Genomic DNA, 26,152 nt, shown 5'->3' with positions numbered 1-26,152 from the left:
TAAAGACTATTGTTATTCTGAATCCGAAAAAAATCATCTATTGTATTTGATATTGTGTCCCTTTTATTTTATAAAACCGGCTTGTAGTTTCTTTTTCTAATATTTCCCATTCACCACGCCCTAAGCATTTCACTTTGTAAATGAAATCTGTTGAGTCAATTGCCCATTTTGATACTTGAACATATCTTGAGGAAATTGAAATATCTTTATTTTCTTTGATTATTACGACACTATCCAATGGTAAAAAAATAACGGTTTGAGGATTTAAAATTCCCGCTTTCATATCATCCTGAATGAATTCATAAGCAAAAGAATCTGTGCATTCATTGCAAGATAAAATACTAAATGCACCTAATAGCAATAAAAGAATATTATATTTCACGTAGAAATTAATTATTTATTATCTTCTGTTTTTAATGATTGGAACACTGGCACCTCATTTCCCTTAAAGCCATCAAGACCTCCGCCACCAGTAAATTCCGTTTTATATGTACCAAACTCTTTGTAATTATTAGATATGTTTTTCATAATTGGAATGGCAGTGTCTTTAATTGCTTTATTATAATCACTTACATTTGAAAAACCTGCATCTTGTGCTATTGATTCATCACTATATCCAACAGTTCCACTTAAAATAAAATTAGCTATATTGCTCAAATGAGTACCTGTTTCTTTGCCAGACATAAAGTTGTTTTCTATATAACCTCCATCACCTGAGGCTTTATTAACAGCATTTAAAGCCTGATGAGCAAATTTTGTATGCTGATTTATTAGATTATTATCCTCATCTATCATAGCCTGCGCTTTTCCATTAAGATAGTCTTCTGCATAGCCTAAAACTGCAATTGCTGCATTTGCTCGACTGAGCGCTTTGTTAGAAGTGATTATATAAGTAACAGCTGACGTTTTAGACTGGGTGTTATCAATAGAATTTTTTTATTCCCTTGCCTATCTATTTGTTCTGTTTTTGTATGATAGACAATTGATGGTTGATTATAAGCATTTGTAGCATCTGTAATTGTTACGTCAAGCACTTCTAAAATTACTCCTGGATCATTTCCATGTGCCTCATTTGATATACCACATTTCTATAGGGCCCGTCATGTTTTCAAGCTTGAGTTTGATAATCCCATCAACGATTGAAACTCTTGATTCATCACCATCTACATATTCAGAACCTTCTAAATCAACACCATCAATTACTCTATTCATTGCATAAGCATAGGTGCTATTCCATGCGAATTCTTTTTCTAAAGGGTCAGTAGATAAAAATCTACCTACTCTTGAATCATAAATTCTAAAATTAAAATCATAGCTGTTTCCATTTCCATGTAATTCATTATCCTGCTCCATTCCGGAAAACCCAAACCTGTATTCATTTCCCGCACTCCAATTTCTTCCCGGCGTTAACATCCCGAAGGGATAGTGATGTGAGGCTTTGATATTTAATAGTATTTTCACTGAATTGAATTAATGAAATACAATATTTGTATTGAGATTATTGTTAATTTTTAATTGCTTTTTGAAACATTCTGAAATGTGCTTCTATATATTCCCGACAATTCCTATTGTGCTTGAATAATATTATATAAAAAATTGTCTGATTTCCTTGCATATATTATTTTATTATCTATAGGATTATTAAATCTTATATAAAAATCAGAATCCGCCAAATATTGATAAAATTCCTCATAACATTTGTATCAGAGCAAAATGCTAGTGTACTTAAATATAAATCAATATTATTTTTAGAAGAGGACTTCCAAAATATATTTATACTATCATTACAAACCCTACAAGTATCAACTAAGTCATAATAAAAAAGTGGCAATTCCCTTGCATCCTTAAAGTGAAAATCCCAAGCGAAGGGAGGTATTTTGGCAGTATCCAAAACAAGCGTAAAATCATCACTTTTGGAGTTCTAGTACAAATATTCGATAAAGGCATTTTACAATAGAGCAAGTCCATACTTGTGCCGTTATAAACTTGTAAATTAATTTTAATTAAACATTCCATACAATCATACTTATTCCGATCAATCTTTATAATTTCTAAGTTGGTAATTTCTGGAATAATTCTAGAATATTGGGTGCACCCTAAAAAAATTATTATAAGAAAGGTATAAAATATCTTCATTTTCTATCTTCTATAATTTGATTTGCTAATATTAGCTTATCATGGGCTTTTATTTTAATTCCGCTTGAGTTTTTATTAAATTCATCCACATTATTAATATATTTTTTATAATAATACTGATACTCAGAATTTTTATATTCTTTTAGTGGGTCATCACTATTAAATAATCGTTGAGACAAATAATTACTTTGCTCCTGTAGGTATCCATGTAGATTTCTATTAAATGTATAAGTCTGAAAACCTTGAGTAGTTTGGCCAAAAACTCCACTATTTTTAACCATATTCATACCTATATCAAAATGGGTGAATCCATCGATTCCAGGGCTTTTACTCGATTGAATGTTGGCTACATGTTGGTTTTCATGGTTAAAAGTGGCGAGTTAGTTATAATAATTGTCATTTAAATATTCTCCGGCAAATTGTTTCTGAGAGTAAACAGTAATTGTTCCTGATTTGTCATTTCGATCTGTTTCCATTACTGGTGGATTTTTTGGAAAATTTATCGGCTTGAATATTTTTTTAGCAATAGCTCCTTTACCTAAATCTTGATAAATTGTTTTCGAAATAGAGGTTTGTACCTCTTGATCTGCTGAATGATACGAATAACTCTCATAATCAAACAAGTAATTAGGGTCACAAATGCCATTTTGATAGTTTTTAAATTCGTTCATTCCTTCGTCAGAAAGCACTCTTAATTCGGTAGAATTTCCAATTGGCCCAGCATAAATTCCTTTGGCAGAATAATATCGTTCAAGACCATCTAAGTCAGTATAAGCTATTGGGCTATTGTCAGCAAATGCATAAGGTGATAGCCATACATAGACTCTATCCAGAGGATCAACACTCAAAAACTTTCCTAAACGTGGATTATAAATCCTAAAACCATAATCATAAATATTTCCTTCACCATACGTTTCTGAATCGCTCTCTTTGCCGTTAAACCCAAACCTGTATTCACTTCCGCTGCTCCAATTTCTCCCCGGCGTTAACATCCCGAAGGGATAGGGGTCTGGAGGTAGAAAATTAAATGGTTTCATCTTATAAATGTAATGATACATTTGGAAGAATTGAGAGTTTAATTTAACGATTGAATTGACCACAAGTTGAAGTAAAATGTACTCAACGTTAAAACAGTTTTATTTATCATTATAAATATTTAAAACCCTATTGTAGCAGTGATCAAATTTTAAAATCTTTGCAAGATTTAAATTTGTTGCACTAAATTGGACAAGACAGCTGTAAATCCTTCTTACCGTCCATGTTCAATACGAAGTTTCATTGGCTTGTAAAAGAATAATAGAAAAATAATAACAGTAATAATACCATTGTAAATTCCGTTAATCCAATTAGCCTGTGAGGCAAGCAAAGTGTACATAAAATATTCTATGACAATTACTAAGCATGCAATTAAAATGACGTATATAATACCCTTAACTTTAAATAAGTAATATGTTGGAGCAGTAAAAACTACAATAGAAACAATAGGCAAAAACAAGAACAACCACAAGTAATAAAACAAGTCTTCTCCAGTCTTAATCTCGTTCACTTTTAATAAAGCGTAATTACTATTATTAAACATCATAAAGAGGTAAAAAATGACGTATTTAATGAACCAAAACAACAATATATTTACTACTGAACTTTTTAGCATTTTCCCTATTTTGAGTACCGTTTAATAAGTGATGGTGCAGGTCTTCTTGGGGTGGTTTCTAATTCAACTCCTCCCATGCCGTTATCAATAAAACTGCTATTTCTACCATGAGTTGCTTTAAATGAAGGTTGGTCATACTGAAAAAGTTGTATACCATTAACCGCTAAAGATGCTGAAGGAAAAACGTCTGTCGCTGCTGAAATTGAAAGTTTACTGCTAGAATAATTCAAAGAAATACCTTGAGCTACATTTACAATATCATATCCCATTACTTTTAGGCCCAACTGCTCTATAGGGGAAACACTTGCATGTTGCTCAAAATTTAAACTGAATCCGCCTAAAGTTCCATCAGCATTTGATGATTGACTAAAAGTAAACTTATTTTGATTACTCCCTAAGCCCGGAAAATAATCTCTTGCGGTTCCAAATGGAGTATCGCCAATTTTTACAGAAGATGTTGCATTCAAACCTGTTAATTGTCCTTTTGAGTTTTCTGATGCAGATAGTGAAAGTGTTGAAGTTAATTTATCTCCCCGCCGGGCTACTTCCACCTGGTCCGTCCCAAAGCCCTGCGTCAATAGTGCTATTGAAAGTAAAAGTTAAATTCTTACCTAAATAGGTTTCCCTTCTTTTGTTGAAGATTGGCTGTTAGCATTATCATCCCATGCAATACTTCCGTCTTTCTTTTCAACCCAATCTGCATTATCTCCGTTGATGTCTGTTTTCGTTATTGGGCTTCCTGAGAAGGTAACATAGCTGCTTTCCCAATGTACAACTACTGGATCAACATTCCACCTCCTTCCCAATCTTGTATCATATTCCCAAAACATTGCAGTATTTAAATTCCCGTTTCCATACACTTCATCTACCTGTTCTTGTCCGTTAAACCCAAACCTGTACTCACTTCCCGCACTCCAATTTCTGCCTGGCGTTAACATCCCGAAGGGATATGGATTATTTATCACTAAATATTTTATTTCACTTGCAGAATTCAATTTATAAAAATAGGAATTTCTATAGTGATTAAAAATTAAATTTATTTATTCAAATTTTTACATATCATTTTTTAAAATGGTGAAGAAACACATTAAATAAAAAATAATCTTAAATAATGATTTGGCTTTGTCATAGAAGTCGGGAGCGGAACCTCTGGCAACAGAATTTTTTTAGTAAATAAATTTGATTGACTTAATTGTAATTGAATGGCGAACTACATTTACTTAAATTTTCAGCAGCAATCAAATAATCCATAATATCAACTATCCGAAACTGCGTCTGGCCAATTTTCAGCATCAGAAATTTGTTTCATTTGATTTTTAATTTTCATTAAAATACTTTTCGCTTTTGATACTTCATCCATAACATTATACATGAAATAATAATGTTCAAGTTCCTGATCAATATCAGAAGGATTCAACCTTGTTAGGTTTTCATATAAATTTGATACGTCATCTAATTTATATTGTGTATATAAAGACTTTGAAGAAATTAGCTGCAAGAATTCAGCAAACTTTTTTAATATAACCGGGTTTCCTGGATACTTTTTTAAGAGATTCAAGTATAAGTCCAAAATATAATCTTCATTGACATTCTCTTTTCCCATTTCTATACTAATTCGATCTAACTCTAAAATGAAATTATTGATTAGCTCGATCTGAGTTAGTATGACTTCTTTTATTTTCATTTCCTTCTCTTATTTTTATTTTTTTCCGACAATCTTTCTTGATTACGCAGAAGTTTCTGCATATTTTTGGCCTTCTTGTCACCTTGTTTAGCTAAATTTTCAATCTCAGGAGGAGTTAGTTCACCATATGGATCATGCCAACTAGGAGATGCTTTAATACCCCTGGTATCAAATCGTTTAATGTTTTTTCGGTTTTATTTGATTGAAAAATTCCTCCAAAATCCATAGAGGGTCTCTGCATGTCGAGGTGATGAATATCTGACGCAATTGCTATGGATGACAGAGTATAAACTACTCCAGAAGTTACTATCCCTGCTATAACTGAAGGTGGTAAGTCTCCTCCAAATGTAGCTACCGTTGCGCCAGCTTCTAATGATGTTGATCCGTCATTAGGTGACCAAACTAAATTGGAATTGGTAATTGTTGAATGATCATAAGTAATTTTGCGACGGTAAAGTTGTTTTCTCCCCAAGAAGGTTGTTCTGCATAACCTGTAAAATTTCCACTTTTATCCCATCTTGCATCATAAAACGATCCATCTATCTCAAATGATTTCAAACTTCCAGAAGTAACATTTACACCAAATATTGTCCCATCTGCGAAACAAACATCTATACAATCCTGTTCAGTGCCCAAAGTATATCCTGTAGCTCCATCAGGTAATGTTATAGTCCCACCGTCTGGAGTACTCATTTCATTACTGGGCCACCTTCCCCTTTTACATCAACATTTTTAATTGGATTATTAGAATAGTATGCATAAGGAGTCTGCCATGAATAGTCCGAGAATCTGGGATCAATAGATAGAAATCGACATAATCTTGAGTCATATATGCGTGCACCGAAATCTAGGCAATTGTTACTGCCCTTTATTTCGTCGTCACTCTCCTGTCCATTAAACCGAAACCTATACCCACCATCACTTCCACTCCAATTTCTGCCCGGCGTTAACATCCCAAAGGGATAGAGAGAGAGGGAGAAGCAATGGATGGATTCATATTATAAAGTTACGGTTTGAATTTAATTCATTTGTAGTTTAAACTTTGATAAATAAATCGAATATTTGATATTCAAAAATTAAATAAACAAGCATAGGAGCGTATTATTTACAATTAATGAGCGGATTAAAGCGGCTAAGCTGACGGGGATTTGAGAAATTGAATTCAAGTAAAATGAATATTAAATTAATTTTTTATCCATTATTTGCAATGATTTTCTAGAATATTTTTAATAACTTCAGGAGACCAGAAAATTGTAGAGAAAGTGATTATAAAAACATTAAAGAAAGGACTTTTGATAGATTTTTATTCTTTAAGAATGTGGGCTTTGTATCAATTACCAATTTTGCACGTGAGTTCTTATGGTAAATAAGATAATTAATTAGAAAAATTAATCCAATTAAACCGATTCTAATCCACATCTCTAATTGACGGCAATATAAATATGAAAATATTATCGCAAGTAACCCATTTAAAAAAAAAGCTTGAGATATACTTAAAATAAAGGTAGCAGTTAACTCGGGTTGTGTTTCGACCTTAAATCTTTGATAAAATAAATAATAATTATAATAAATAACATCAAACATACGGTAATACCTTTTTATTTATTTAGGACAAGCTGTGCACATTTCTGATCTTTGGACATCCCATCCGAATACATTTTTTTGTAACTGATATTTAAAATCTAACCAACCTTCTGTTTGTGCAATTCCTCTACCCGCTTCCCACCCTATTGACCAACTAAGCCCATAAATTCCAGGCGCCGCAGTTCCTATGACATTAGATGCTTGTTCCATAGTTGCTGTATAGTTGCTAATATGACCTGATTCTCTTTCAAGTTCAATTTGAACTGCATTAGTAACTGCTAACGCCCTACCTCCCCATTTTAAATAATCGCTTGTAGTTTTCGCAAACTTATATTTACCGCCGGTAGCTCCATTACCACCCCATTCTTGTGATCGTATCTTTAAAATCTTTACCCATCCATGTATCAAACTGTTTATTAAAATAAAGATTTTGAGCTATACCAAGCATAATATTCGTATTAGATATTAGGAACCACCATTAGGATTTTGAGTAAAAGATCTATTTTCCTTATATACAGAGCCCATAAGAAGTGTTGCTTCTTCTGGAAGTTCGCCATCATAGTCAACATATCCGCCCCCGCCTTCTAATTGAATAGGTCCATCATAATTAATATCAAATTTCTTTGATTGTAGACCTTCACCAAATAATATATTACCATCACTAGTAGATTTATATCCTTCACCTGCATTAAATTTTCCCCTGTGGGTGCTTTTAGTGTATCTGCTCCTAAGGGATCAATTAAAAAATAGGATTATTGCCTAAGGTAGCATAAGGTGATTCATAAGATTTAAAAATTGGATCTACATTCCATCTCCTTCCTAACCGTGGATCATATTGCCAAAATTCAGCAGTATAACTATTTCCATTTCCATACACTTCATCAACTTGCTCCTGCCCACCAAACCCAAACCTGTACTCACTTCCAGCACTCCAATTTCTGCCCGGCGTTAACATCCCGAAGGGATAATGAGGTGATTTTGCGGAAATGGATTGGTTCATATTATAAAGTAAGGTTTTCCTTGTAAATATTTATTGAAAAATTTTGGATAATGAGTTAAAAATTTTTAGGAGTAAAATGTACTCAAGCTTAAAACAGCTATAATTTATTTCAATAAATCTTCTACAACTAATTTGGAACTTTTCCATGTTAGAGGCCCTATAAAGTATGATTTATTGCAATAGTCATTCTCTACATTTAAATTCCAAGGTTTATTAATTGTAGCTTTAGTATTCTCATTTATAATAATTTCACAATTAAAACCCTTGCACAGTTGTTTGTGATTTACTTCAATTATATAAAACCACTACTTACATATGCTTCATTTTCAGGCCATATTTTCAAGGCAATAGTCCTTCCACTATATAGCCAAATGCAAAGTAAAAGTATTCCAAAAGTAAGTCTAATATATTTTTTAAAATTGAAGATTATTAAAATTAGTATTAACGCTAATGATAAGTAGGAAGAAAGAAAATTTATTTGATTAATCCTAATCAAATCGGTATTACTATCAGGTGTATATGAAATTATTCGGAATTCACTGCAACTTGTTATTGTAATTACAAATAACAAAAACCATAGAAAATAAAGCAACAATTTCCTCATAAAATTTATTTATATGGAACGGATAAATTAAGTCCGGTGGGTATAGAAGAATTTTTATATGATTTTGGTTTTACCAATGTATTTCCATCTTGAGTTAAAGTTGATGAACTTGATCCATCAAATCCTAAAACGTTATCATATCCTAATTTATAATAATAATCTCGAATTTGAGAATAACTCATACCTGTTTTCCATCTTGTTGAGACACAATCATCCATTTATCAGTTTGAGAGTGAAATCCTAAAATGGTTTTACCTGTGGTTAAATCTTTAGCATTTTGAGACTTAAATCCATTGTTACTTCTTTGAACAAGATATTTTTCATTATTATGCCCTGTAGATCCGGTTACCGGCAAATTATCAGGAGCATCTTTACTATATAAATTTGTTTCACCATATTTGAGTCCATTCACTATCAATGGTATTCCTCCACCAAAACCAAAACGGCTATCCTTTGGAACGTCTCCTGATCCACAGGACCACCCGCACGAATTAGATTCTGAAAAATAAAATGTATTATTAGAACTACGTCCTTTTATATTAACTCCATCTACAACATTAAAACCCTGTGGTGTGTAATCGTTTGATGGCTGTGGAGTTGATGCGGTATAGTATTTTAAATCATTAACATTTTTGTCAAATAATTGTGTATTAATACCAAAATCTTCGTAGTTCGATCTGTTTCCAGCAGCTTGAGTGAAATATTGATCGGAGTTTCTTATTACAAATGAAAAATCAACATTTTTTAGCTCAATAAAATATGTATTTTTAATTATTTTAATTTCTGATTCTAGTCCATCTAAATCAATTGCTGCTATTGGTGTATTGCTTGCAAACTGATATGGTGTCAACATTGGATAAGTTTTAATTAATGGATCAACACTCAAAAACTTTCCTAATCGTGGATTATAAATCCTAAACCCATAGTCATAAATATTACCATCCCCGTAGGTTTCAGAATCGCTCTCTTTGCTGTTAAACCCAAACCTATACTCACTTCCAGAGCTCCAATTTCTGCCCGGCGTTAACATCCCAAAGGGATAGTGAGGTAAAACACCCAAAAACGTTATGTATCCTAATTCTTCCAAGAAAATAAAATTAACTAAAAAGTGTCGTTTTAGCAATTTTAGAGGTATTTTTAGAAGGTAAAATTTCTTGATAAATGCGGTCTAGCTCAGCATCAATAAATTGTTGCGCATAATTAACATAGCGGTAAAACTCTGGACTGTTTGCCGCATGTCCAGATATTTTTCTCACCATTGTTTCTGGCATTCCTAAGCTTAAAAGAGTTGTTACCGCAGTTCGTCTCATGGTATGTGAGGAAACAAGATCGCAGAAGCGATAAGCCTTTCCATTTTTGTATAGATTCTTTGTGATTCCATGCTTTTCCCTTTTCTTGCCAACTTCTTGGCACCAACCTGCCTTTAAACATAGTTCCTTTATATTCTCATTTAGCGTGTTGTTGCTAACTTGAGGTAATAGTTGTTTTCTACCTCTGTACTTCATTAAAATTGCCACCGCATATTCTGGTAATTTTATACGTGTATCTACAAGAAGTTTTACCAGATCGGACATTCAAATAGTAAGAAAGTGAAGTGCATTCAACATTTGTTTTGGTGAGCGACATTAAATCAGAAAATCTTAAACCTACGGTACAACCAAACACAAAAGTGTCTTTGGTATATTGCAAATACAAAGGAAGCGAAGTTTCAAATTCAACATCGTGAATAAGAAATTGTAATTGCTTAGGAGAAATTACAATTATGGGGACACTCTTTTTTCGAACATAAAAATTTTTTGGAAATTTCCTGTAAAAATTAATTTTTCAGTATTTAGATAATTAAAAAATGTTTTAATGATTTTAAAATGAAGTCCGACATAATTATCAAAACAACCTAACGAATAAAGGTGAGCTGAATATTTTTATAGAAACGATTCCAATACAATCGCTCGGACTTCAATACCCTTTTACTACTTCGGATTAAACTAAAAATTCGTAAACGAATCCCTTCCTTTTCTTGAAATCTGATTATTTCTCCTAATACAATCTTATATTGATCAATTGTTCCTTTACGAATTTTTGACCCATCTTTTTTTCCGAATTGGGCTTGTCGCCTGTTATAAAATGAATAAACACCCCCCTGCGGTATTTATGCCCCTTACTGAAATGAAAAGAATCCTCCCCCACCTCAATTTTACCTCATCACATATCCCTAAAAATGTTCCTGATTGGTATTTGCTGTTGCACTTAACTTTAGGAAACAATAACTTACTTCCAAAGAATTATAAAGAGCAATAGATAAGAATAGGCTATGCATCAAATATCTTTTTCGATATACCCGCAAACTTTAAAAACCTTCCCGCAAACTTTTTCGATGTATCGGCTAACATTAAAAACCTTCCCGCAAAGTTTTAAAACCTTCCCGGAAACTTTATTGATGCATCGGGAAACATTTAAAACATGCCCGCAAACATTAAAAACATTACCGGATACTTTTAGAACCTTCCCGGAAACATTAAAAACCTTCCCTGAAACATTTTCGGAAGCTAATTTATCAAATAAGTGCAGCCAATATTTGTTCGCTTTTAATGAAGAAATAGTCACTAAACCCCCTGTTTATAGGCCGGTAGAAGAAATTAGCAGGATCATCGCTGTCGGAAAACATACGCTTTCAAATATTTCTTAACCCTTAAATATTTCACAATGCTAAAGCATGATATAATTCCACCGCAGGACATTGAGTTCAATATTTTTCAAGAAGTTGTAGTAAGTACAAGCACCACAAACATGTTAGGCTGGAATATTCCGGCTGCCAACCTAAGTAACTTACAAGTATTACAAACCGCTTGGGCTGCGGCATGGCTTGTAGCTAAAGACAGGGGCAACCGCAGTAAGGCGCAGGTAATGGCAAAAACAGTGGCTCGAAAGCAATATGAGGCTGCACTGCGTCCGTTTGTGCAACAATGGGTACAACTAAACAGTGCAGTAACAAATGCTGATCGAGTGAGCATGAATATAAAGCCGAGAGATAAAACCCGCACCAAAATACCTGCACCTTCTACCCTACCCATGGTGGAAATAATGCCCGGCAATGGAAGCACCCTGTTGCTGAATTTCCGCCAGCAGCCGGAAGCCAATGGCAGCAGCCGCCGTGGTAAACCCGAGGGTGCGGCTAGTTGCGAATTCTATTATAAAGTGGATGGAGATGCACCTGCAAGTCCGGCAGATTGTCCGATGAGAATAATGGCTACCCGCAGTCCTGTAATGCTAAATTTCGATTCGGGCATGAGTGGTCGTAGAATATGGACATACAGTCGCTGGATGAATGCTACAGGTCAGGGTGGTCAATGGATTATAAACGCTGTTTCAGCAGTGATACCTTGAGGGTGGAGGGAGAATGGTGAATGGTGAGTAGTGAGTAGTGAGTAAAAAATGTCGAACTGTCGAATCGTGTAATCGTGTAATCGTGTAATCGTGTAATCGTTGTAATCGTGAAATCGTGTAATCGAAAAAAAAATCAATAATCAGCGTTGAGTTTTTATTTAACTCGAAACCCGAAATCTTATACTCGAAACTTTTATTTTTTTAGTCAATGTTCTTAGTCAACAGTCAATGTTTTTTGAGTCAATGTTCTAAGTCAATAGTCAAAGTCTTTTATAAGCGACAAGCCCCTTGCGGAAACTTAAAAAATCTTGAGTCCATAATCGCCAATTACATTATTAGACTTTACTTCGTAATTTTCCGAATAGGTACAAACAAAAATTGCAGTACAAGAGTTAAAATAAATATGTTCGCAAACACAACACAGAAGAATTCTTGACAACCATCAGAATAAATATAGAACGGATAAATCACCTGCTTAAACTCTACAAGTTGGAGAGGCAAGAATTTTTATTACTTCTAAGCAAAGGCCTGAAGAGAAAGTTTACCGCAGAGGATGTTTTTAAAAATGAAATCAACACCAGTTTATTGAAAAAAATTGATAAAGTTTTCGGCAAAGGTTTGAATTATTACATTGACCCTAAGCATCCCAAAGAAACAAAAGACGAAAGTATTTTTTTCAGAAAAGATAAATTCAATGCCGACCTTAATTTGAGTGCGAAGAAAATTGTTAATCATTTTGAAGAGGAAAAGATTTCTCTTTCAGCGCTTTCTAAACTTTCGGATTTAAAGCATGATAGATTGCTGCCGGTTTTCACATTAAAAGATGGACCAAAAGAAGTTGCAATAAAAATCAGAGAAAAACTTTACCCTGAATTTAACAACAGAAAAAGAGAATTCCTGAAATCACTTATTGCAAAATTTGCCGAACACAACATTCTTGTTTTTGAATTTGTAGAAAACTGGAACAAGAAAGAGAAAGTGAATATCAATGGTTTTATCTAAAACCTAATACGATTGTTCTTAAGCGAAATCAAAAATCTTTCAGTCGTGAAATTTTTTACACTTATTCACGAATTGGGACACTATCTGCTAAATGAAGAAGAAATTGATGAACGCATTAATGAAGATACAGCAGACTTTAAATCGTTGAGTAAAATAGAAAGATGGTGCAATGATTTTGCGTATTATTTTCTTGTTGGGGAATTAGACAAAACTTTAATTGCACTTGCAACTGCAACCGGCAACAATGATTACCACCACGACAAATTAAATGGTATTGGATCGCAAACCAACTTAAGTGTGTTTGCTCTTTACACAAGGTTGCTTATCAATGAAAAAATCTCTCTGAGCAATTACAGAAAAGTCTACAAAGAACTTTCAGACAGTATAAAAGCAAGAGAAGCAGAAGAACAACACAAATATGAAATAGAAAGATTAAAAGCATTGGAAGAAGGAAAAAAGACAGGAGGAGCAGCAGCTAAACCGCTCCTGTCACCTTTGTATGTAAGCACAATCCAATCTGCATTTTATGAAGGAATAATTAATGAAGCAGAGTTTTGCAGAAGATTAAACATTAAACCCGAAAGGATTGACTATTATCTTAAATGAGAGCAGTAATAGACACAACATCACTTGTTTCCTTTGTTCGCTATTATTTGCCATTTGACAAAAGCGATAAACTGAAAGCACTCCTTGAAAAAAATTCAATTCAGGAGAAATGATTGTGTTAGATAAAGTTTATGAAGAATCAAAATTTGTGGCTAAAGGAATTGTAAGTAAGGAGTTGAATTTCCTGGCAAAGTCACCGAAAATTATAAAAACAGAATTGCTGCTTCCCGAACAAAAAATTTTTCAAGCGCCTTGAAAACGAACTCTGTTATGGAGCTCAACGAAACAAACTAACAGCAACAGAATTTGAAATTGAGCAAAAGAAATTTTTAGAAACAGCTGATGCTAAATTGATTCTGTTTTGTGAGCAAGACAAAAACTCTTTGGAGTTAGATAAACCAATACTGGTAACAGAAGAAACGAAAAGTGAGAACGACAGCAAACTCTTCAAAAAGTTACCGGTGATTTGCACAATTCTTAACATTTATCATTGCAATCTTCCGACTTTATTAAGAGACCATTTCCAAATTAACCTGAGTGAATACTTGATGTAATTTCAGAATTCGATGCACCCAATATTGCATTTATGGATAGGCACCAACCACCACCTTTTAGTTTAGGCAGGAGGACTGTATGAAAAAAATTTTTAGTTTCCGCAGAAACCTTGTCGCAATTAAATCAATAAATCAACAACCCCTGAGGTAATAAAAAATGTGAGTAGTGAAAAAATAAGCAATACGCAATAAGCAATAAGCAATAAGCAATTGTAAATTATGAATTATAAATGATAATTGAAAAAATCAGTAATGATTAATGAGTTATGAATTTTTTGTCATTGTTCTAAGTCAATGTTCTAAGTCAATGTTCTAAGTCAATGTTCTAAGTCAATAGTAAAAGTAAAATTGCCAATAGCTAACGGCTAAAAGCTAATAGCAAATTATTCAGTAATGAGATTAGTCAATGGTCTAAGTCAATAGTAAAATTGTATTAGTGTATTGAATTAACCTGAAACTCGAAACTCGAAACTTTTTAGTCAATGTTATAAGTCAATAGTCAAAGTAAAATTGCCAAAAGCTAAAGGCCAATAGCTAATAGCATCTCCCAATACTCAATACCCAATACCCAATACCCAATACCAAATACCCTATTTTTACAACCACATGTTATCAGTAAAAAATATTGAAAAATCTTACGGTCCGCTGCGAGTGCTTAAAGGTGTTAATCTGGAAGTGCAGAAAGCAGAGATAGTAAGTATAACCGGAGCTTCAGGTGCTGGCAAAAGCACACTATTACATATTATAGGAACATTAGATAAAGCGGATAAAGGTGAGGTATTATTTAATGGAATTAAGGTGCAGGAATTACCTGAAAAAAATTAGCGCAATTTCGAAACAGACATATAGGATTTGTATTTCAATTTCATCATTTACTTCCGGAATTTACTGCTCTTGAAAATGTATGTATGCCGGGATATATTGCCGGTACTCCTGAAAAAGAAATTGAGGCCAGGGCAATGGAATTACTCGGTTATCTTCAACTCACAGAAAGGCTGCATCATAAACCTGCGGAGCTATCCGGTGGTGAACAACAACGGGCTGCGGTAGCTCGAGCACTTATTAATAATCCCGATATTATTTTGGCTGATGAACCTTCCGGAAATCTGGATACTGCAAATAGCAAAGAGCTACATAAATTATTTTTTGATTTGAGAAAAGACTTCAATCAAACATTTATTATTGTAACACACAATGAAGAATTGGCCGCTATGGCAGATCGTAAATTACACATGCAGGATGGCGTAATTATGTAAAAAAAATTTGGTTAGTGCATCAATATGAATTTTATTTGCTAAATCTAAATCCCATGAAATGCCTTATCAAAATTCCCTTGCTTTTAATTCCGTTAATGAAATTAAGTTTTCAGTTGTAAATTCTCAGATTGAAATTCGTGTCAATACTATTTTACTTGGCACTATCAACAGCGGCTATCCGGTTAGTATTTATATTACTAATAACTCCGCCGGACAAAATTTTATAACGCTTATTGAAATCAGTGAGCAGGAATATACTTCCGGTAATAACAATGAACCTAATCGCACCATCCATTTTAATCATCTTGCAAGCGTTGCAAAACTTAAAATAAAAAAATGTAGTAATCAGGAGAATTATAAAATTATTGGATGGGAAGATGAGGAGTTAGGAGGGCTTTGTATGCATGGTATAATTAAATATTTTGACATTTCAACAATACATCATTTTAAAGCCAAAATTGAAACCGTGAATAGCAATTTAGTAATGGTGATAAAGTACGATCATGATGTGTTGCAGTTATCAGAACCGGATCCGGTTTGTTCCCAAATTCTGTTTAGTTATTCCTGTTCTCCCTGAGTAAAGTCTGATGCCTGCTTTCTTCCGCAATCGGAATATTTTTGACACGGGCATTTAGCCACATTAATGTTTCTTCCATAATTACAAATTTGTAATTGGGATTTTGAATTCTTAAAGAATCAATAGTTTCCAATATTTTTTTTAAGATTTCATCTCTCACATTTACCGGTGCATTCATCAAGTTTCTAATACCTGAAATTAAAATCCTATCAAACTCTTCATGGATATTATTCTTATGCAAAAATCGGTTTGCACTTCTCAATAAACTTTCCAGAAGTATAGTATTACCCAACTCATAATGACAGATAATTTGAATTAACCAAACACCGTTTTGCAGATCAAATCGAACATCAGATTTCATATCTAATATTCTTGAACAATAATCTAAACAACCATTAAATTTTTCATTTAGAAAGCATAATAAGCTGAGGCTATAATACATAGCAATTATTCTACTTGTTTTCATCAATCTTTTATTTTCAGCAATACCTGTTTCAATTTCTGCAGTAATTGTATCCATCTTTTCTAATTGATTCATATTTAAAGCATATAGCAATTTATATAAACCAATAGCAGAAAACAACTTTTCTTTTTGCTTTGCATTTTCAGCTTTGATAGAATTTAATTTGAATAAGAATTCATCAAATTCTTTATAATCACCCGAACGATGACAAGAACCTAAATAATTAGTTACCGCCTTAATATATTCAGTTATTGATACCCTATTTTTATACTCCTCAAACACCTTCAATCGTTGACGTTGATATTGCCTATCCTCTGCCAATTTATTATAAAACCGATAACGTAATGTTTGTGCGAGATACCAATTGCTTTTAGCAGTAAATGTTTTCAAACTTTCGTAAGGAATGTTATCTAATTCCTCTTCTATCTTTTTTAGCTTTTCAAATCCATCTTTATCATTAAATAAGGGATTTATCATATACTGTACATGTAAAATATTACTTATTCGCACAATTTGAATATCCATTTCTAATATTTCAATTGCCTCTTTCTCCTCTTTGAAAACTCTATTCAACACACCTTCCGGATCCTTCCCACTTAGTTGTAAATAAAAAATACGCTCTACTTTTAATACCCATAGCAGAATATAATATTGCTCCTGTTCATAGCATACTTGTTTTGCTTTTTGAATATTTCTTTCCTGCAAATCTATCAGGCCACGCTCCTTAAATATTTCTTCCTCACGCAATAAATCCAATACTTGTAATAAAGGTGATTTACTTTTCTCGAAATTTTTTAAAGATTGCATTACCATTTCAAACAAGTAATGTTTTTGATAAGCTACATTTTTGGAATGAATACTTCCCTTTAATTTCTTTTTCAATAATTCTTCATCATACTCCTTTAGTTTATCTACAGCATCAAATAATTGCAGATAATATTTTTCTTCTGCATCACCCTGTTTTGCAGCAAATAGTTTAAAATATCGCTTCTCGGGAGGGGTTAGCGATTTTATGAGTTTGTGAAGTTTATCTCCGGGAATCATACCACTGTTTTTTCAAATTTAAACCCTATTAAAATATTTGCCAATTTAATATTAGTTATTTGAATATCTGTTATTTAGCTATTAAAATATTCACATTTTTTAACCACTTATTTCCATTTTTTTTATCCGGAAAAAGGCCTCAGAAACCAAATAATGAGACTAAAGTTGGTTTCCAGTCTACCATTACCCATAATAGCTTTGCTGTATGAAACAATTGAAAATGTCGAAAAAGGATGCTGTAATAACAAAAGCCAAGTTGAGCTTTTATGAAGAGGAGTTGCTGATTGCCATAGCTAGTTCCACACCAATACAGCAAATTTCTGAGCAGTTTCAATTGGAAACCCTGCTATCCTTGAAATGAGATCCAATGTGATGCAGAAGCTAAATGCCTCCAATATTTTGGAGGCATTAGCTTTTGCAAAAACATAGACTATTAGAAATGGATTACATAGGAATATCTTTCAATTAAAAGCACCTGATTCAATATATATATTATTGAGAATCCAATTCTTTACTTTCTCGTTTTTATCTTTGCGATAGTTTATGGCGCTATTCGAATTCATTTTTATCTGGGTGTAATTGTTATTGTCTTCACTACTGCCTGGAAATTCATCGCTTCAATTTTTACCAACCTGCTTCAGGCTATTGGTATTGATAAGGACTTTACATTCCTGATATTTAAAACTGCAAGCTATTATATTCTTGTTACGATTACTGCATTAAAAACTGTGGAACAAATGCAAGGCGGCTATACATTCACTTCAATTTTATATGCTATTATAGGCACCTTTGTAATTTATGCAACTATTGCCGGTAACCTGGAGCGCAATCGCTGGAGAGCAGTATTGAATTATGAACGCAAACGCATTCAAGTAATGCGATATGATGGTTATTTATTAATGGCATGTATTGTTTTATTTATTGCTACTTTAATTCAACCTGAAATTTCTAATTTTTCTGTACAACAATGGATATTGCAAACTATTGGAAAAATTTATAATACTCCTGTATTAAAATTTATTATTGGCTTCTTTGCATTCTTCTATATGATTAATATGATAATAAGTGGAATTAAAGCAACAGATCAGGTGCTAGATATTTTATTGAATAGAAAAAAATCATCTGCATTTAATGATGGAAATACTAGGGCTGGTGAAACCACTTATACAGACTATGAAGTAGTGGATGAACCCAAAGAGCCCCCCACCACTATTCAGTGATACTAAAGCCTTACAGATTTTCGTTTAGCAATCTTATCATGAAAAAATTATTTCTATTTTTTCTAATTGGTTTTTCAATTGAATTAAATGCACAACAAGTGCAATGGGCAAATGAGGTAATCAAATTCTCTACTGAATACGGTCGCAATGCATACGGTGCAAAAATGATTATTGGTGCACCAAATAAATTACCTGCATGGGGTGAAAGTCCAATGGCATGGGCACCTGCAACAATGGATAATTCTTCGGGTGAATTTATTGAAGTAGGTTTTGAAATTCCACAACAAATTTCTCAGGTTGCTATTGGAGAAAGCAATTGTCCGGGTGCAATTAATAAAGTGATTGCAATAGATACAAAAAATAAAAAATATATTCTTTATCAAAATGATATCATTCAACCAAGATTTGGAATTGGCGGTGGTATAAAAAATATTATTTTTCCACTTACTGATTATTCTGTGAAAGCAATTCGTGTTGAATTAAATACAAAAGCAATTGCTGGAATGAATCAATTGGATTGTATCGGCATCAGTGAAAGTCAGGAATTTATTAAAGCAGTAATTGATACAATTCCTTATTCATATAATTCTCCCGCAGAAAACTTAGGACCATTAATTAATTCGAGAGCAGATGATATGTTACCAATTATTTCACCGGATGGAAACACATTATATTTTGCTCGTAAAAAACACAATGAAAATATCGGTGATGAGAAACGTGATGATATCTGGGTATCAACATTAGATGATAATAATAATTGGACTACAGCAAAAAATATTGGTGAGCCATTAAATAATGAATATCATAATTATGTAGCATGGGTTGCTGCCGATGGAAAATCGTTAGCACTTGCCAATGATTATAAAAATCCGGGTGCAGGTCAACGTGTTTCTATGAGCATTGAAAAAGAGCATGTTTGGACATTTCCAACTACTCTAAAAATAAATGATATTTATAACAGGAATGAATTTTCTTGTTATCATTTAAATGCAGAAGGCAATGTGTTATTTCTTGCCATTCAAAGAGGTGATACTTATGGTGATATGGATATTTATATCAGTTTTTTACAAAAAAATAAAGTGTGGACTGTTCCGAAAAATCTTGGTAAAATAATTAATACAGCCGCAACAGAAGGCAGTGTTTTTATTGCTGCTGATAATAAAACATTATACTTCGCCAGCAATGGCCGTTCAGGTTTTGGTGGATTCGATATGTATATGAGCAAACGATTGGATGATACATGGCTGAATTGGTCAGAACCTAAAAATCTTGGTCAACAAATTAATTCTAAATACGACGATTTTTATTATACTATTCCTGCATCCGGTGATTATGCATATTTTTCTTCACGACAAAATTCAATGGGTGGTGCAGACTTATTTAAAATTGCATTGCCAAAAGAAATTCAACCGGAGCCTGTGGCTTTAATCACCGGAAAAATAATTGATAAAGAGAGTGGCAAAACTTTGGAAGCAACAATGGAATATGGTGGATTAATAAATATAGAACCGATACTACAATTTACAAATGCTGATGGAAAATATGCAATGATAATTCCTGATTCAAGTTATTCTATCACTATTAAAAAAGAAGGTTATTTCCCTCTACTTACAAATCCGGATTTACAAAACTCTACATTGAATTTAGATTATAATGCAACTGATCCTGTAGAAATAATTAAGCATACATTAAAGCAAGAAGTAAATTCCAAACTAAAAAATTATTCAGGTGATAGCACAGAAATTTCCGAATTAATAAAACAATCTTATACAGAATTACAGAATCAAACTACTATTCAAGATACACTTCTTCAAGAAATTACGGATGAACTAACAGAAGAATATAACACACAAAATAATTTCAGAGAGAAGAATGAGGACATTGAAATGATTCCTATTCGTGAAGGGCAAGTACTCACTTTAAATAATGTTTTTTTTGATGCGAATAGATCAACGCTCAAAGAAACTTCCAAAGATCAATTGATTGAAATTGCAGAATTTTTAAAAACACATCCTAATATTTATGTTGAAATCGGTGGTCATACGAATGGTTTGCCGGAGGATGATTTTTGTTTGCAGCTATCAGATACAAGAGCAAAAAATGTAGCTGAGTTTATTATTCAGCAAGGTGTGGAATCATCAAGAGTAACTTATAAAGGTTATGGAAAATTATTTCCAATTGCAGAAAATGCAACATTAGAAGGCCGCAAAAAAAATCAGCGAGTAGAATTAAAAATTATAAAAATTATTCCTTGATTTTGTTCTTCATTATTTAATTGATAGAACTTTATAGTCAATTGCTATTTGTTTCTTTTAAAACTGTACGACTATCACTTTGTGCAGTTGGTAAAATAGTAACCTCTTCAATATTTACATGTGCAGGTCTTGTTGCCGTGAAGTAAATTATTTCTGCTACATCCATCGCACTCAAAGGTGTAAATCCACTATACACATCATCCGCTTTAGTTGTATCACCTTTAAATCGCACCACAGAAAATTCAGTTTCTGCTAAACCGGGAGAAATATTTGAAACTTTTATTTTATGCGGTAATAAATCAATACGCATTCCTTTGCTCAAAGCTTTTACCGCATACTTTGTAGCACAATACACATTTCCCATCGGATATACTTCATGACCTGCTAAGGAATCTACATTTAAAATATGTCCCCCACCCTGTTCAATCATCCATGGAATAATTGCTTTTGAAACATATAATAACCCTTTAATATTAGTATCAATCATTCTTTCCCAATCATCTAATTCAGCATCCTGAAATAAATCTCTTCCCACGGCAAGCCCTGCATTATTTATCAAAATATTTACACTTCGCCAATTAGTTGGCAGTGATTGAATGGATTTTACAACTGCATCATTATTGCGCACATCAAAATCTAAAAGATATACTTCAGCATTGTATTCTTTTTCAAGATCCGCTTTTAAGTTTTGCAGGCGATCAATTCTTCTTGCATTCAATATCAATCTATAATCTCCTTTCGCAAATAATTCAGCACATGCCTTTCCGAACCCTGAACTTGCTCCTGTTATAAATACAGTTTTTTTCATTTTACAATTGTTTTATTCAGCCGTAAAAATTGCCAATTCATCCCGTTTAAACAAACATTTGTTTTCATTGCATTTGAAAATTGTAATTTGGTGTAGTTATTTTGCACTAAGACAACCACTCATTAATGCGTTTAAACCTATTTATTCTTTCAGGCTTTCTATTCTTATTACTCAATGCGCAATCGCAAACAATAATTAAAGGACATGTTGAAAGCAATAAGAAAGAAATAATTCCCGGAGTAAATATTATTCTACAAGATTCCTATGATGGCACTACTACAGATCTTGATGGAAATTTTGAATTTACAACTGATGAAACAGGTGCGTTTATTTTGATTGCAAGTTTTATTGGATATGTAGAATTTTCAGATACACTTGATTTGCAAGGAGAGACTATAGAATTAAATATTATTCTAAAAGAAGCTTTTAATGAATTAAATGCAGTGTTGATTACAGCAGGTGCGTTTGAAGCAAGTGATGAAAAAAAATCTGTTGTATTTAGTTCGTTGGATATTGTTACTACGGCTGGTGCTGATGGAGATATTTATGGCGCATTAGAAACATTGCCAGGTGTAACTTCGGTTGGTAATGATGATGGACTTTATGTGAGAGGTGGCACCGGTTATGAAACGGTAACTATTATTGATGGTGTGCCTGTTCAAAATCCGTATTACAGTACCTTACCCGATATACCCAGCAGAGGAAGATTCGGTCCGTTTTTATTTAAAGGAACTGTGTTCAGCACCGGTGGTTATTCCGCAGAATACGGTCAGGCACTTTCATCCGCTGTGATTTTAAATACATTCGACATGCCCGAACAATCCACTTCAGCAATTAGTCTTTCTCCAATTTTTGCAAGTGCATTTCACACACATAAATTTAAAAATACTGCAATAGGTGCAGGTATAAATTATACCAATCTTTCTTTTTATGATTTGCTTTTTAAACCACGCACTTATAATAATATTGAAAGTGTAGAAGCATTAAGCGGCAATATTTTTCTCCGACAAAAAACTTCTAAAAATGGTATTCTGCGTTTATATGGTCAATTTGAAGGTACAGATTTAGGTGTAAGTTATCCTGACATAGATAGCACTGAAGAAAATATTTATGATGATGTGTATTTAATTAACAGATATAATTATTTCAATCTTTCTTACCGTGAAATTATTGCTAAGAAATGGACGATAAATGTTGGTGGAAGTTTATCCTTTAATAAAGATAGTGTTACGGTTGGGGGAACAAATTTCAGCAGTGGCAATGATGCGTTTAATGGAAAACTTTCTATCGCAAATCAAATCAATGAAAAAATACGATTGCGGTTTGGTGCAGAAACACAATCTATCGGAAGCATACAATACAGCGGTACATTTACATATGATGCAAAGCAAGCCTACACCGGTTTATTTGCCGAGTCAGATATATTCATAACCAATGATCTTGCAGGTCGTATTGGTGTGCGCAGTGAATATGATCAGGGATTAGATAAATACAATTTAGCACCAAGAATTTCTTTAGCATACAAGGTAGGTGAGAGTGGTCAAATATCTGTAGCCTACGGAGATTTCTATCAATCACCACAAGCACAGTATTTATATGTGGGTGATAATAGTTTACTCACTTATGAAAAGGCGACACACTACATTGCAAATTATCAATTCATAACAAATGATCGCACCTTTCGCATTGAAGCATATTATAAAAAATATGATGATTTAATCAGTTATAGTTCTATAACAAATCAGCCGGGTGATATTTTTAATTTAAATAATAAAGGCTATGGTTATGCGCAGGGTTTTGATATTTTTTATCGGGATAAGAAAACTATTAAAAATGGAGATTTCTGGGTTTCCTATTCTTATATAGATTCCAAAAGAAAATTTTCATATTATCCCGAAGAGGCTCAACCGGATTTTGTAACAAATCATATTTTAAGTGTGATTTACAAACAATATTTTTCAAAAATAAGAACTCAGTTTGGCGCAAGTTATCGGTTTAATGCAGGCTTCCCTTATTACGATCCGAATGAAACCGGATTTATGACTCAGACTTCGCCTATTTATAATGACATTAGTATTAATGCAAGTTTCCTTACGCAGATTGCGGGAAACTTTACTGTAATTTTTGCTTCCTTTAATAATGTATTTGGCTTCGACCAGATTTATGGATATCAATTTTCTTATCAGGATCCCGGAGTTGTATTTACAGATATGCCACCATTAAAACAAACGGTTTTTATTGGCATGTTTATTAGCATTGTAAATCAATCTAAAATGGATTCTAAAGGATTAAACTTTTAAAACAAAATCATAATGAAAAAAATCAACCTGTTACTTATCATCTGCACTTTTAGTATTAGTGCATTTTCACAGAGTCCAAAATATTTGGATGCAATGAAAAAAACACTTGCTGAATTTGCAACCGACAGCACAGCAGAACAACTATTAACTGTTTCAAATAAATTTGAACGCATTGCACTTGCTGAAAAAACCGAATGGCTACCTTACTATTATGCAGCATTAACCAGAACTTTTATGGGCTTTCTTTCAGAAGATAAAAGCAAAGTAGATGGCATATTAGATATAGCTCAAAAATATGTGGACAAGGCTGATTCTATCAATCCAAACAACTCTGAAATAGTACTTTTAAAAGGAATGGTGTTGGCAGGAAGAATTATGGTGGACCCTATGAACAGAGGAATGCAATACGGAATGCAAAGTGGTGCATTTACTTCTCGAGCAATGGAGCTTGATCCTGAAAATCCAAGAACTTATTTAATGATGGGGCAAAGTTTATTTTATACACCGGAACAATATGGTGGAGGAAAAGATAAAGGATGCGAGATGCTAATGACTGCAAAAGAAAAGTATGAATCTTTTAAACCCGCAACTGATATTTCACCCGATTGGGGCAGAGATCAAATGATGCAATTACTTCCATCTTGCAATTCAAATACTCCGGATGGAAAAGAATAAAAAAAGTAATTTTATAAAACAAAAAAGAACGACCGAAGTCGTTCTTTTTTTATACAATAGTTTTAAATTTATTATAACCATGTAATACCAACTCTGAATCCTACATAATTCAAATTATTAATTATTTGTTTATAATCATAAGTAGTGAACGTATAGAATGCATTTAAATTAAATGCTGCTCCGGAACCAGGTATAGCAATTGCAACACCCACATTTGGTGAAATACTAAACGGCCAGTTATTATAATCTGTAAGTATATAGTCAACCACTTGTGTTTCTAAACTCACAGAAGAAACACCTAAAGCTAAACCTGCAGAAGGCTGCACTTTTGCTGAACTACTTCCAAAATAATAATCACCTGCTGCATGCAAATTCCATGTATTTATATAATTATAGAATGTTGCATTCACCGTAGTAGCATCGGTTAATACATACGTTTGAGCTTCTTGTTTTTCATACCATGCATTAAACCCTACATCGAAACCTACCCCAATATTGGGATTAACTAAATACCGATATTGAAAATCAAAACCACGTACATTAAAAGTTCCGATATAATCCGCAGTACTACCTAAAGGTTGGTGCATTAACCAGTTTAAAGAAATTCGTTCTTGCGCACTTGCTGAAAGTAACATTCCGCAAAGTACTATTGATAAAAATATTTTTTTCATTTATATAGATTTATTAATTCGTTTGTAAGTAAGGTGCAATATCAAATGCAGTATTTACGCCCTGTATCGCTTTGTTTACATTAAACTGCGGACTGTCTTCTGTAAGCGTATATATAATGGCTGAGAAGTTTAAAGGAATAGCTTCATTATCTGCACTACCTCCATTTTTCAAATCAGCAAACTCCATTATAAAAGAACCTGAAGTATAAGTACTAATAACAGGATAACTTGGATAATACCAGCCGCCACAGTAATAATACCAGTAGTAGCAATCCCAATAACCCCAATATGACCCGGGATAAAATAGAATAGTTGTTGATGTAACTACGGTAGTTAAAATTGCAAGATCAGGATCTGCATCTCTGTCCACCTGAGTAAATCCACGAGAATTCATATTATCTTGAATTGTACTTAAAACCTGCTCTGCATTATCTTGATTAAAAGCTGTCCAAACAGAATCTTCATTTAAATAATACAGTGAATCCGGAAGGGCATAAGTTTCATAATTGCTAAAGTCAACTGTAGTGTCTCTGTTAACTACCACAAAATTATCGCTATACAGTTCATCACTGGTAGGATATGGTGGAAGGCAGCTTACTAAACTTGCAAGGATTAATAAGAAACTAAAATTTCCTATTTTTTTTCTCATAATTTAATGATTTGATTTTTTGATAATAA

Annotated in this window: 26 protein-coding genes and 2 pseudogenes; 9 read left to right on the top strand and 19 right to left on the bottom strand. The window is 33.0% G+C overall.

Annotated features, from left to right (window positions below; translation table 11 throughout):
- Positions 1–37: 37 nt before the first annotated feature.
- From IPN31_09305 to IPN31_09235, 15 genes are all read right to left on the bottom strand, one after another.
- Positions 38–382: a hypothetical protein gene (locus IPN31_09305; protein ID MBK8682082.1), complete on the bottom strand. Its 345-nt coding sequence runs from the start codon at positions 380–382 to the stop codon at positions 38–40.
- A gap of 11 nt (positions 383–393) precedes the next feature.
- Positions 394–795: a hypothetical protein gene (locus IPN31_09300; protein MBK8682081.1), complete on the bottom strand. Its 402-nt coding sequence runs from the start codon at positions 793–795 to the stop codon at positions 394–396.
- Between the two features lie 273 nt (positions 796–1,068).
- A complete protein-coding gene (locus IPN31_09295) occupies positions 1,069–1,461 on the bottom strand; it encodes a hypothetical protein (GenBank protein MBK8682080.1) in 393 nt (130 codons plus the stop codon).
- 671 nt (positions 1,462–2,132) lie between these two features.
- Positions 2,133–2,423: a hypothetical protein gene (locus IPN31_09290; GenBank protein MBK8682079.1), complete on the bottom strand. Its 291-nt coding sequence runs from the start codon at positions 2,421–2,423 to the stop codon at positions 2,133–2,135.
- Between the two features lie 93 nt (positions 2,424–2,516).
- Entirely contained in the window at positions 2,517–3,173 is a 657-nt protein-coding gene (locus tag IPN31_09285; GenBank protein MBK8682078.1) for an RHS repeat-associated core domain-containing protein, read from the bottom strand.
- A gap of 619 nt (positions 3,174–3,792) precedes the next feature.
- Positions 3,793–4,365, bottom strand: a complete 573-nt coding sequence (locus IPN31_09280; protein MBK8682077.1) for a hypothetical protein — start codon at positions 4,363–4,365, stop codon at positions 3,793–3,795.
- Positions 4,366–4,398: 33 nt separating this feature from the next.
- A complete protein-coding gene (locus IPN31_09275) occupies positions 4,399–4,782 on the bottom strand; it encodes a hypothetical protein (protein MBK8682076.1) in 384 nt (127 codons plus the stop codon).
- A gap of 260 nt (positions 4,783–5,042) precedes the next feature.
- Entirely contained in the window at positions 5,043–5,471 is a 429-nt protein-coding gene (locus IPN31_09270) for a hypothetical protein (protein MBK8682075.1), read from the bottom strand.
- A 402-nt stretch (positions 5,472–5,873) separates the two neighbouring features.
- Positions 5,874–6,164, bottom strand: coding sequence for a hypothetical protein (locus tag IPN31_09265; GenBank protein ID MBK8682074.1), 291 nt, complete (start codon positions 6,162–6,164; stop codon positions 5,874–5,876).
- The gene (locus IPN31_09260; GenBank protein MBK8682073.1) at positions 6,161–6,424 is read right to left on the bottom strand and encodes a hypothetical protein; all 264 of its coding nucleotides are present in this window, start codon (positions 6,422–6,424) and stop codon (positions 6,161–6,163) included. Before IPN31_09260 ends, IPN31_09265 begins: the two co-directional genes overlap by 4 nt.
- A 649-nt stretch (positions 6,425–7,073) precedes the next feature.
- A complete protein-coding gene (locus IPN31_09255) occupies positions 7,074–7,463 on the bottom strand; it encodes a hypothetical protein (GenBank protein MBK8682072.1) in 390 nt (129 codons plus the stop codon).
- A 331-nt stretch (positions 7,464–7,794) separates the two neighbouring features.
- The gene (locus IPN31_09250; GenBank protein MBK8682071.1) at positions 7,795–8,055 is read right to left on the bottom strand and encodes a hypothetical protein; all 261 of its coding nucleotides are present in this window, start codon (positions 8,053–8,055) and stop codon (positions 7,795–7,797) included.
- 609 nt (positions 8,056–8,664) lie between these two features.
- Positions 8,665–8,841 (bottom strand): hypothetical protein, encoded by a 177-nt coding sequence (locus IPN31_09245; GenBank protein ID MBK8682070.1) that lies wholly within the window; start codon positions 8,839–8,841, stop codon positions 8,665–8,667.
- Positions 8,838–9,746: a hypothetical protein gene (locus IPN31_09240; protein MBK8682069.1), complete on the bottom strand. Its 909-nt coding sequence runs from the start codon at positions 9,744–9,746 to the stop codon at positions 8,838–8,840. Before IPN31_09240 ends, IPN31_09245 begins: the two co-directional genes overlap by 4 nt.
- Positions 9,747–9,756: 10 nt before the next feature.
- On the bottom strand, positions 9,757–10,233 hold the full coding sequence (locus IPN31_09235) for a hypothetical protein (GenBank protein ID MBK8682068.1): 477 nt from the start codon (positions 10,231–10,233) through the stop codon (positions 9,757–9,759).
- Positions 10,234–10,970: 737 nt separating this feature from the next.
- Between IPN31_09235 and IPN31_09230 the strand changes: the two genes are divergently transcribed.
- The 5 genes and pseudogenes from IPN31_09230 to IPN31_09210 all read left to right on the top strand — a co-directional run bounded on the left by IPN31_09230 (position 10,971) and on the right by IPN31_09210 (position 16,038).
- Positions 10,971–11,345, top strand: a complete 375-nt coding sequence (locus tag IPN31_09230) for a hypothetical protein (protein ID MBK8682067.1) — start codon at positions 10,971–10,973, stop codon at positions 11,343–11,345.
- Positions 11,346–11,362: 17 nt separating this feature from the next.
- Positions 11,363–12,043: a hypothetical protein gene (locus IPN31_09225; GenBank protein ID MBK8682066.1), complete on the top strand. Its 681-nt coding sequence runs from the start codon at positions 11,363–11,365 to the stop codon at positions 12,041–12,043.
- 489 nt (positions 12,044–12,532) lie between these two features.
- Positions 12,533–13,651: pseudogene (locus tag IPN31_09220) on the top strand (ImmA/IrrE family metallo-endopeptidase).
- A gap of 1,160 nt (positions 13,652–14,811) precedes the next feature.
- Positions 14,812–15,461 (top strand): annotated as a pseudogene (locus tag IPN31_09215) (ABC transporter ATP-binding protein).
- 58 nt (positions 15,462–15,519) lie between these two features.
- A complete protein-coding gene (locus IPN31_09210; protein MBK8682065.1) occupies positions 15,520–16,038 on the top strand; it encodes a hypothetical protein in 519 nt (172 codons plus the stop codon).
- Here the strand turns inward: IPN31_09210 and IPN31_09205 are convergent.
- The gene (locus tag IPN31_09205) at positions 16,016–17,545 is read right to left on the bottom strand and encodes a hypothetical protein (protein MBK8682064.1); all 1,530 of its coding nucleotides are present in this window, start codon (positions 17,543–17,545) and stop codon (positions 16,016–16,018) included. The two genes, IPN31_09210 and IPN31_09205, sit on opposite strands and share 23 nt — an antisense overlap.
- A 728-nt stretch (positions 17,546–18,273) precedes the next feature.
- Between IPN31_09205 and IPN31_09200 the strand changes: the two genes are divergently transcribed.
- Positions 18,274–18,765 (top strand): hypothetical protein, encoded by a 492-nt coding sequence (locus IPN31_09200; protein ID MBK8682063.1) that lies wholly within the window; start codon positions 18,274–18,276, stop codon positions 18,763–18,765.
- Positions 18,766–18,803: 38 nt separating this feature from the next.
- Entirely contained in the window at positions 18,804–21,020 is a 2,217-nt protein-coding gene (locus IPN31_09195; protein ID MBK8682062.1) for an OmpA family protein, read from the top strand.
- Positions 21,021–21,057: 37 nt separating this feature from the next.
- On the opposite strand, the gene IPN31_09190 is transcribed toward IPN31_09195, so the two are convergent.
- Positions 21,058–21,828, bottom strand: coding sequence for an SDR family NAD(P)-dependent oxidoreductase (locus IPN31_09190; GenBank protein ID MBK8682061.1), 771 nt, complete (start codon positions 21,826–21,828; stop codon positions 21,058–21,060).
- Positions 21,829–21,953: 125 nt separating this feature from the next.
- Between IPN31_09190 and IPN31_09185 the strand changes: the two genes are divergently transcribed.
- Both IPN31_09185 and IPN31_09180 read left to right on the top strand, forming a co-directional pair.
- Positions 21,954–24,128 (top strand): TonB-dependent receptor, encoded by a 2,175-nt coding sequence (locus IPN31_09185; GenBank protein MBK8682060.1) that lies wholly within the window; start codon positions 21,954–21,956, stop codon positions 24,126–24,128.
- Between the two features lie 12 nt (positions 24,129–24,140).
- The gene (locus tag IPN31_09180) at positions 24,141–24,803 is read left to right on the top strand and encodes a hypothetical protein (protein MBK8682059.1); all 663 of its coding nucleotides are present in this window, start codon (positions 24,141–24,143) and stop codon (positions 24,801–24,803) included.
- 71 nt (positions 24,804–24,874) lie between these two features.
- Here the strand turns inward: IPN31_09180 and IPN31_09175 are convergent, their stop codons facing one another.
- Together IPN31_09175 and IPN31_09170 are read right to left on the bottom strand one after the other, a co-directional pair.
- Positions 24,875–25,474: a hypothetical protein gene (locus tag IPN31_09175; protein MBK8682058.1), complete on the bottom strand. Its 600-nt coding sequence runs from the start codon at positions 25,472–25,474 to the stop codon at positions 24,875–24,877.
- 13 nt (positions 25,475–25,487) lie between these two features.
- The gene (locus IPN31_09170; protein MBK8682057.1) at positions 25,488–26,123 is read right to left on the bottom strand and encodes a DUF4136 domain-containing protein; all 636 of its coding nucleotides are present in this window, start codon (positions 26,121–26,123) and stop codon (positions 25,488–25,490) included.
- Between the last annotated feature and the right edge of the window lie 29 nt (positions 26,124–26,152).

Source organism: Bacteroidota bacterium, from assembly GCA_016715425.1.
GTDB lineage: Bacteria > Bacteroidota > Bacteroidia > Chitinophagales > BACL12 > JADKAC01.
Note: the sequence above shows the minus strand (reverse complement) of the source record. Positions and strands in the feature narration are given on the sequence as shown.

Coding starts and splice junctions, on each gene's coding strand:
- IPN31_09300 (MBK8682081.1), bottom strand. CDS start 795: ATGATAGATGAGGATAATAATCTAATAAATCAGCATACAAAATTTGCT.
- IPN31_09290 (MBK8682079.1), bottom strand. CDS start 2,423: ATGAATATGGTTAAAAATAGTGGAGTTTTTGGCCAAACTACTCAAGGT.
- IPN31_09285 (MBK8682078.1), bottom strand. CDS start 3,173: ATGAAACCATTTAATTTTCTACCTCCAGACCCCTATCCCTTCGGGATG.
- IPN31_09270 (MBK8682075.1), bottom strand. CDS start 5,471: ATGAAAATAAAAGAAGTCATACTAACTCAGATCGAGCTAATCAATAAT.
- IPN31_09265 (MBK8682074.1), bottom strand. CDS start 6,164: ATGAGTACTCCAGACGGTGGGACTATAACATTACCTGATGGAGCTACA.
- IPN31_09260 (MBK8682073.1), bottom strand. CDS start 6,424: ATGTTAACGCCGGGCAGAAATTGGAGTGGAAGTGATGGTGGGTATAGG.
- IPN31_09250 (MBK8682071.1), bottom strand. CDS start 8,055: ATGAACCAATCCATTTCCGCAAAATCACCTCATTATCCCTTCGGGATG.
- IPN31_09245 (MBK8682070.1), bottom strand. CDS start 8,841: ATGAGTTATTCTCAAATTCGAGATTATTATTATAAATTAGGATATGAT.
- IPN31_09235 (MBK8682068.1), bottom strand. CDS start 10,233: ATGTCCGATCTGGTAAAACTTCTTGTAGATACACGTATAAAATTACCA.
- IPN31_09230 (MBK8682067.1), top strand. CDS start 10,971: ATGCATCAAATATCTTTTTCGATATACCCGCAAACTTTAAAAACCTTC.
- IPN31_09225 (MBK8682066.1), top strand. CDS start 11,363: ATGCTAAAGCATGATATAATTCCACCGCAGGACATTGAGTTCAATATT.
- IPN31_09210 (MBK8682065.1), top strand. CDS start 15,520: ATGCCTTATCAAAATTCCCTTGCTTTTAATTCCGTTAATGAAATTAAG.
- IPN31_09205 (MBK8682064.1), bottom strand. CDS start 17,545: ATGATTCCCGGAGATAAACTTCACAAACTCATAAAATCGCTAACCCCT.
- IPN31_09195 (MBK8682062.1), top strand. CDS start 18,804: ATGAAAAAATTATTTCTATTTTTTCTAATTGGTTTTTCAATTGAATTA.
- IPN31_09190 (MBK8682061.1), bottom strand. CDS start 21,828: ATGAAAAAAACTGTATTTATAACAGGAGCAAGTTCAGGGTTCGGAAAG.
- IPN31_09185 (MBK8682060.1), top strand. CDS start 21,954: ATGCGTTTAAACCTATTTATTCTTTCAGGCTTTCTATTCTTATTACTC.
- IPN31_09180 (MBK8682059.1), top strand. CDS start 24,141: ATGAAAAAAATCAACCTGTTACTTATCATCTGCACTTTTAGTATTAGT.
- IPN31_09175 (MBK8682058.1), bottom strand. CDS start 25,474: ATGAAAAAAATATTTTTATCAATAGTACTTTGCGGAATGTTACTTTCA.
- IPN31_09170 (MBK8682057.1), bottom strand. CDS start 26,123: ATGAGAAAAAAAATAGGAAATTTTAGTTTCTTATTAATCCTTGCAAGT.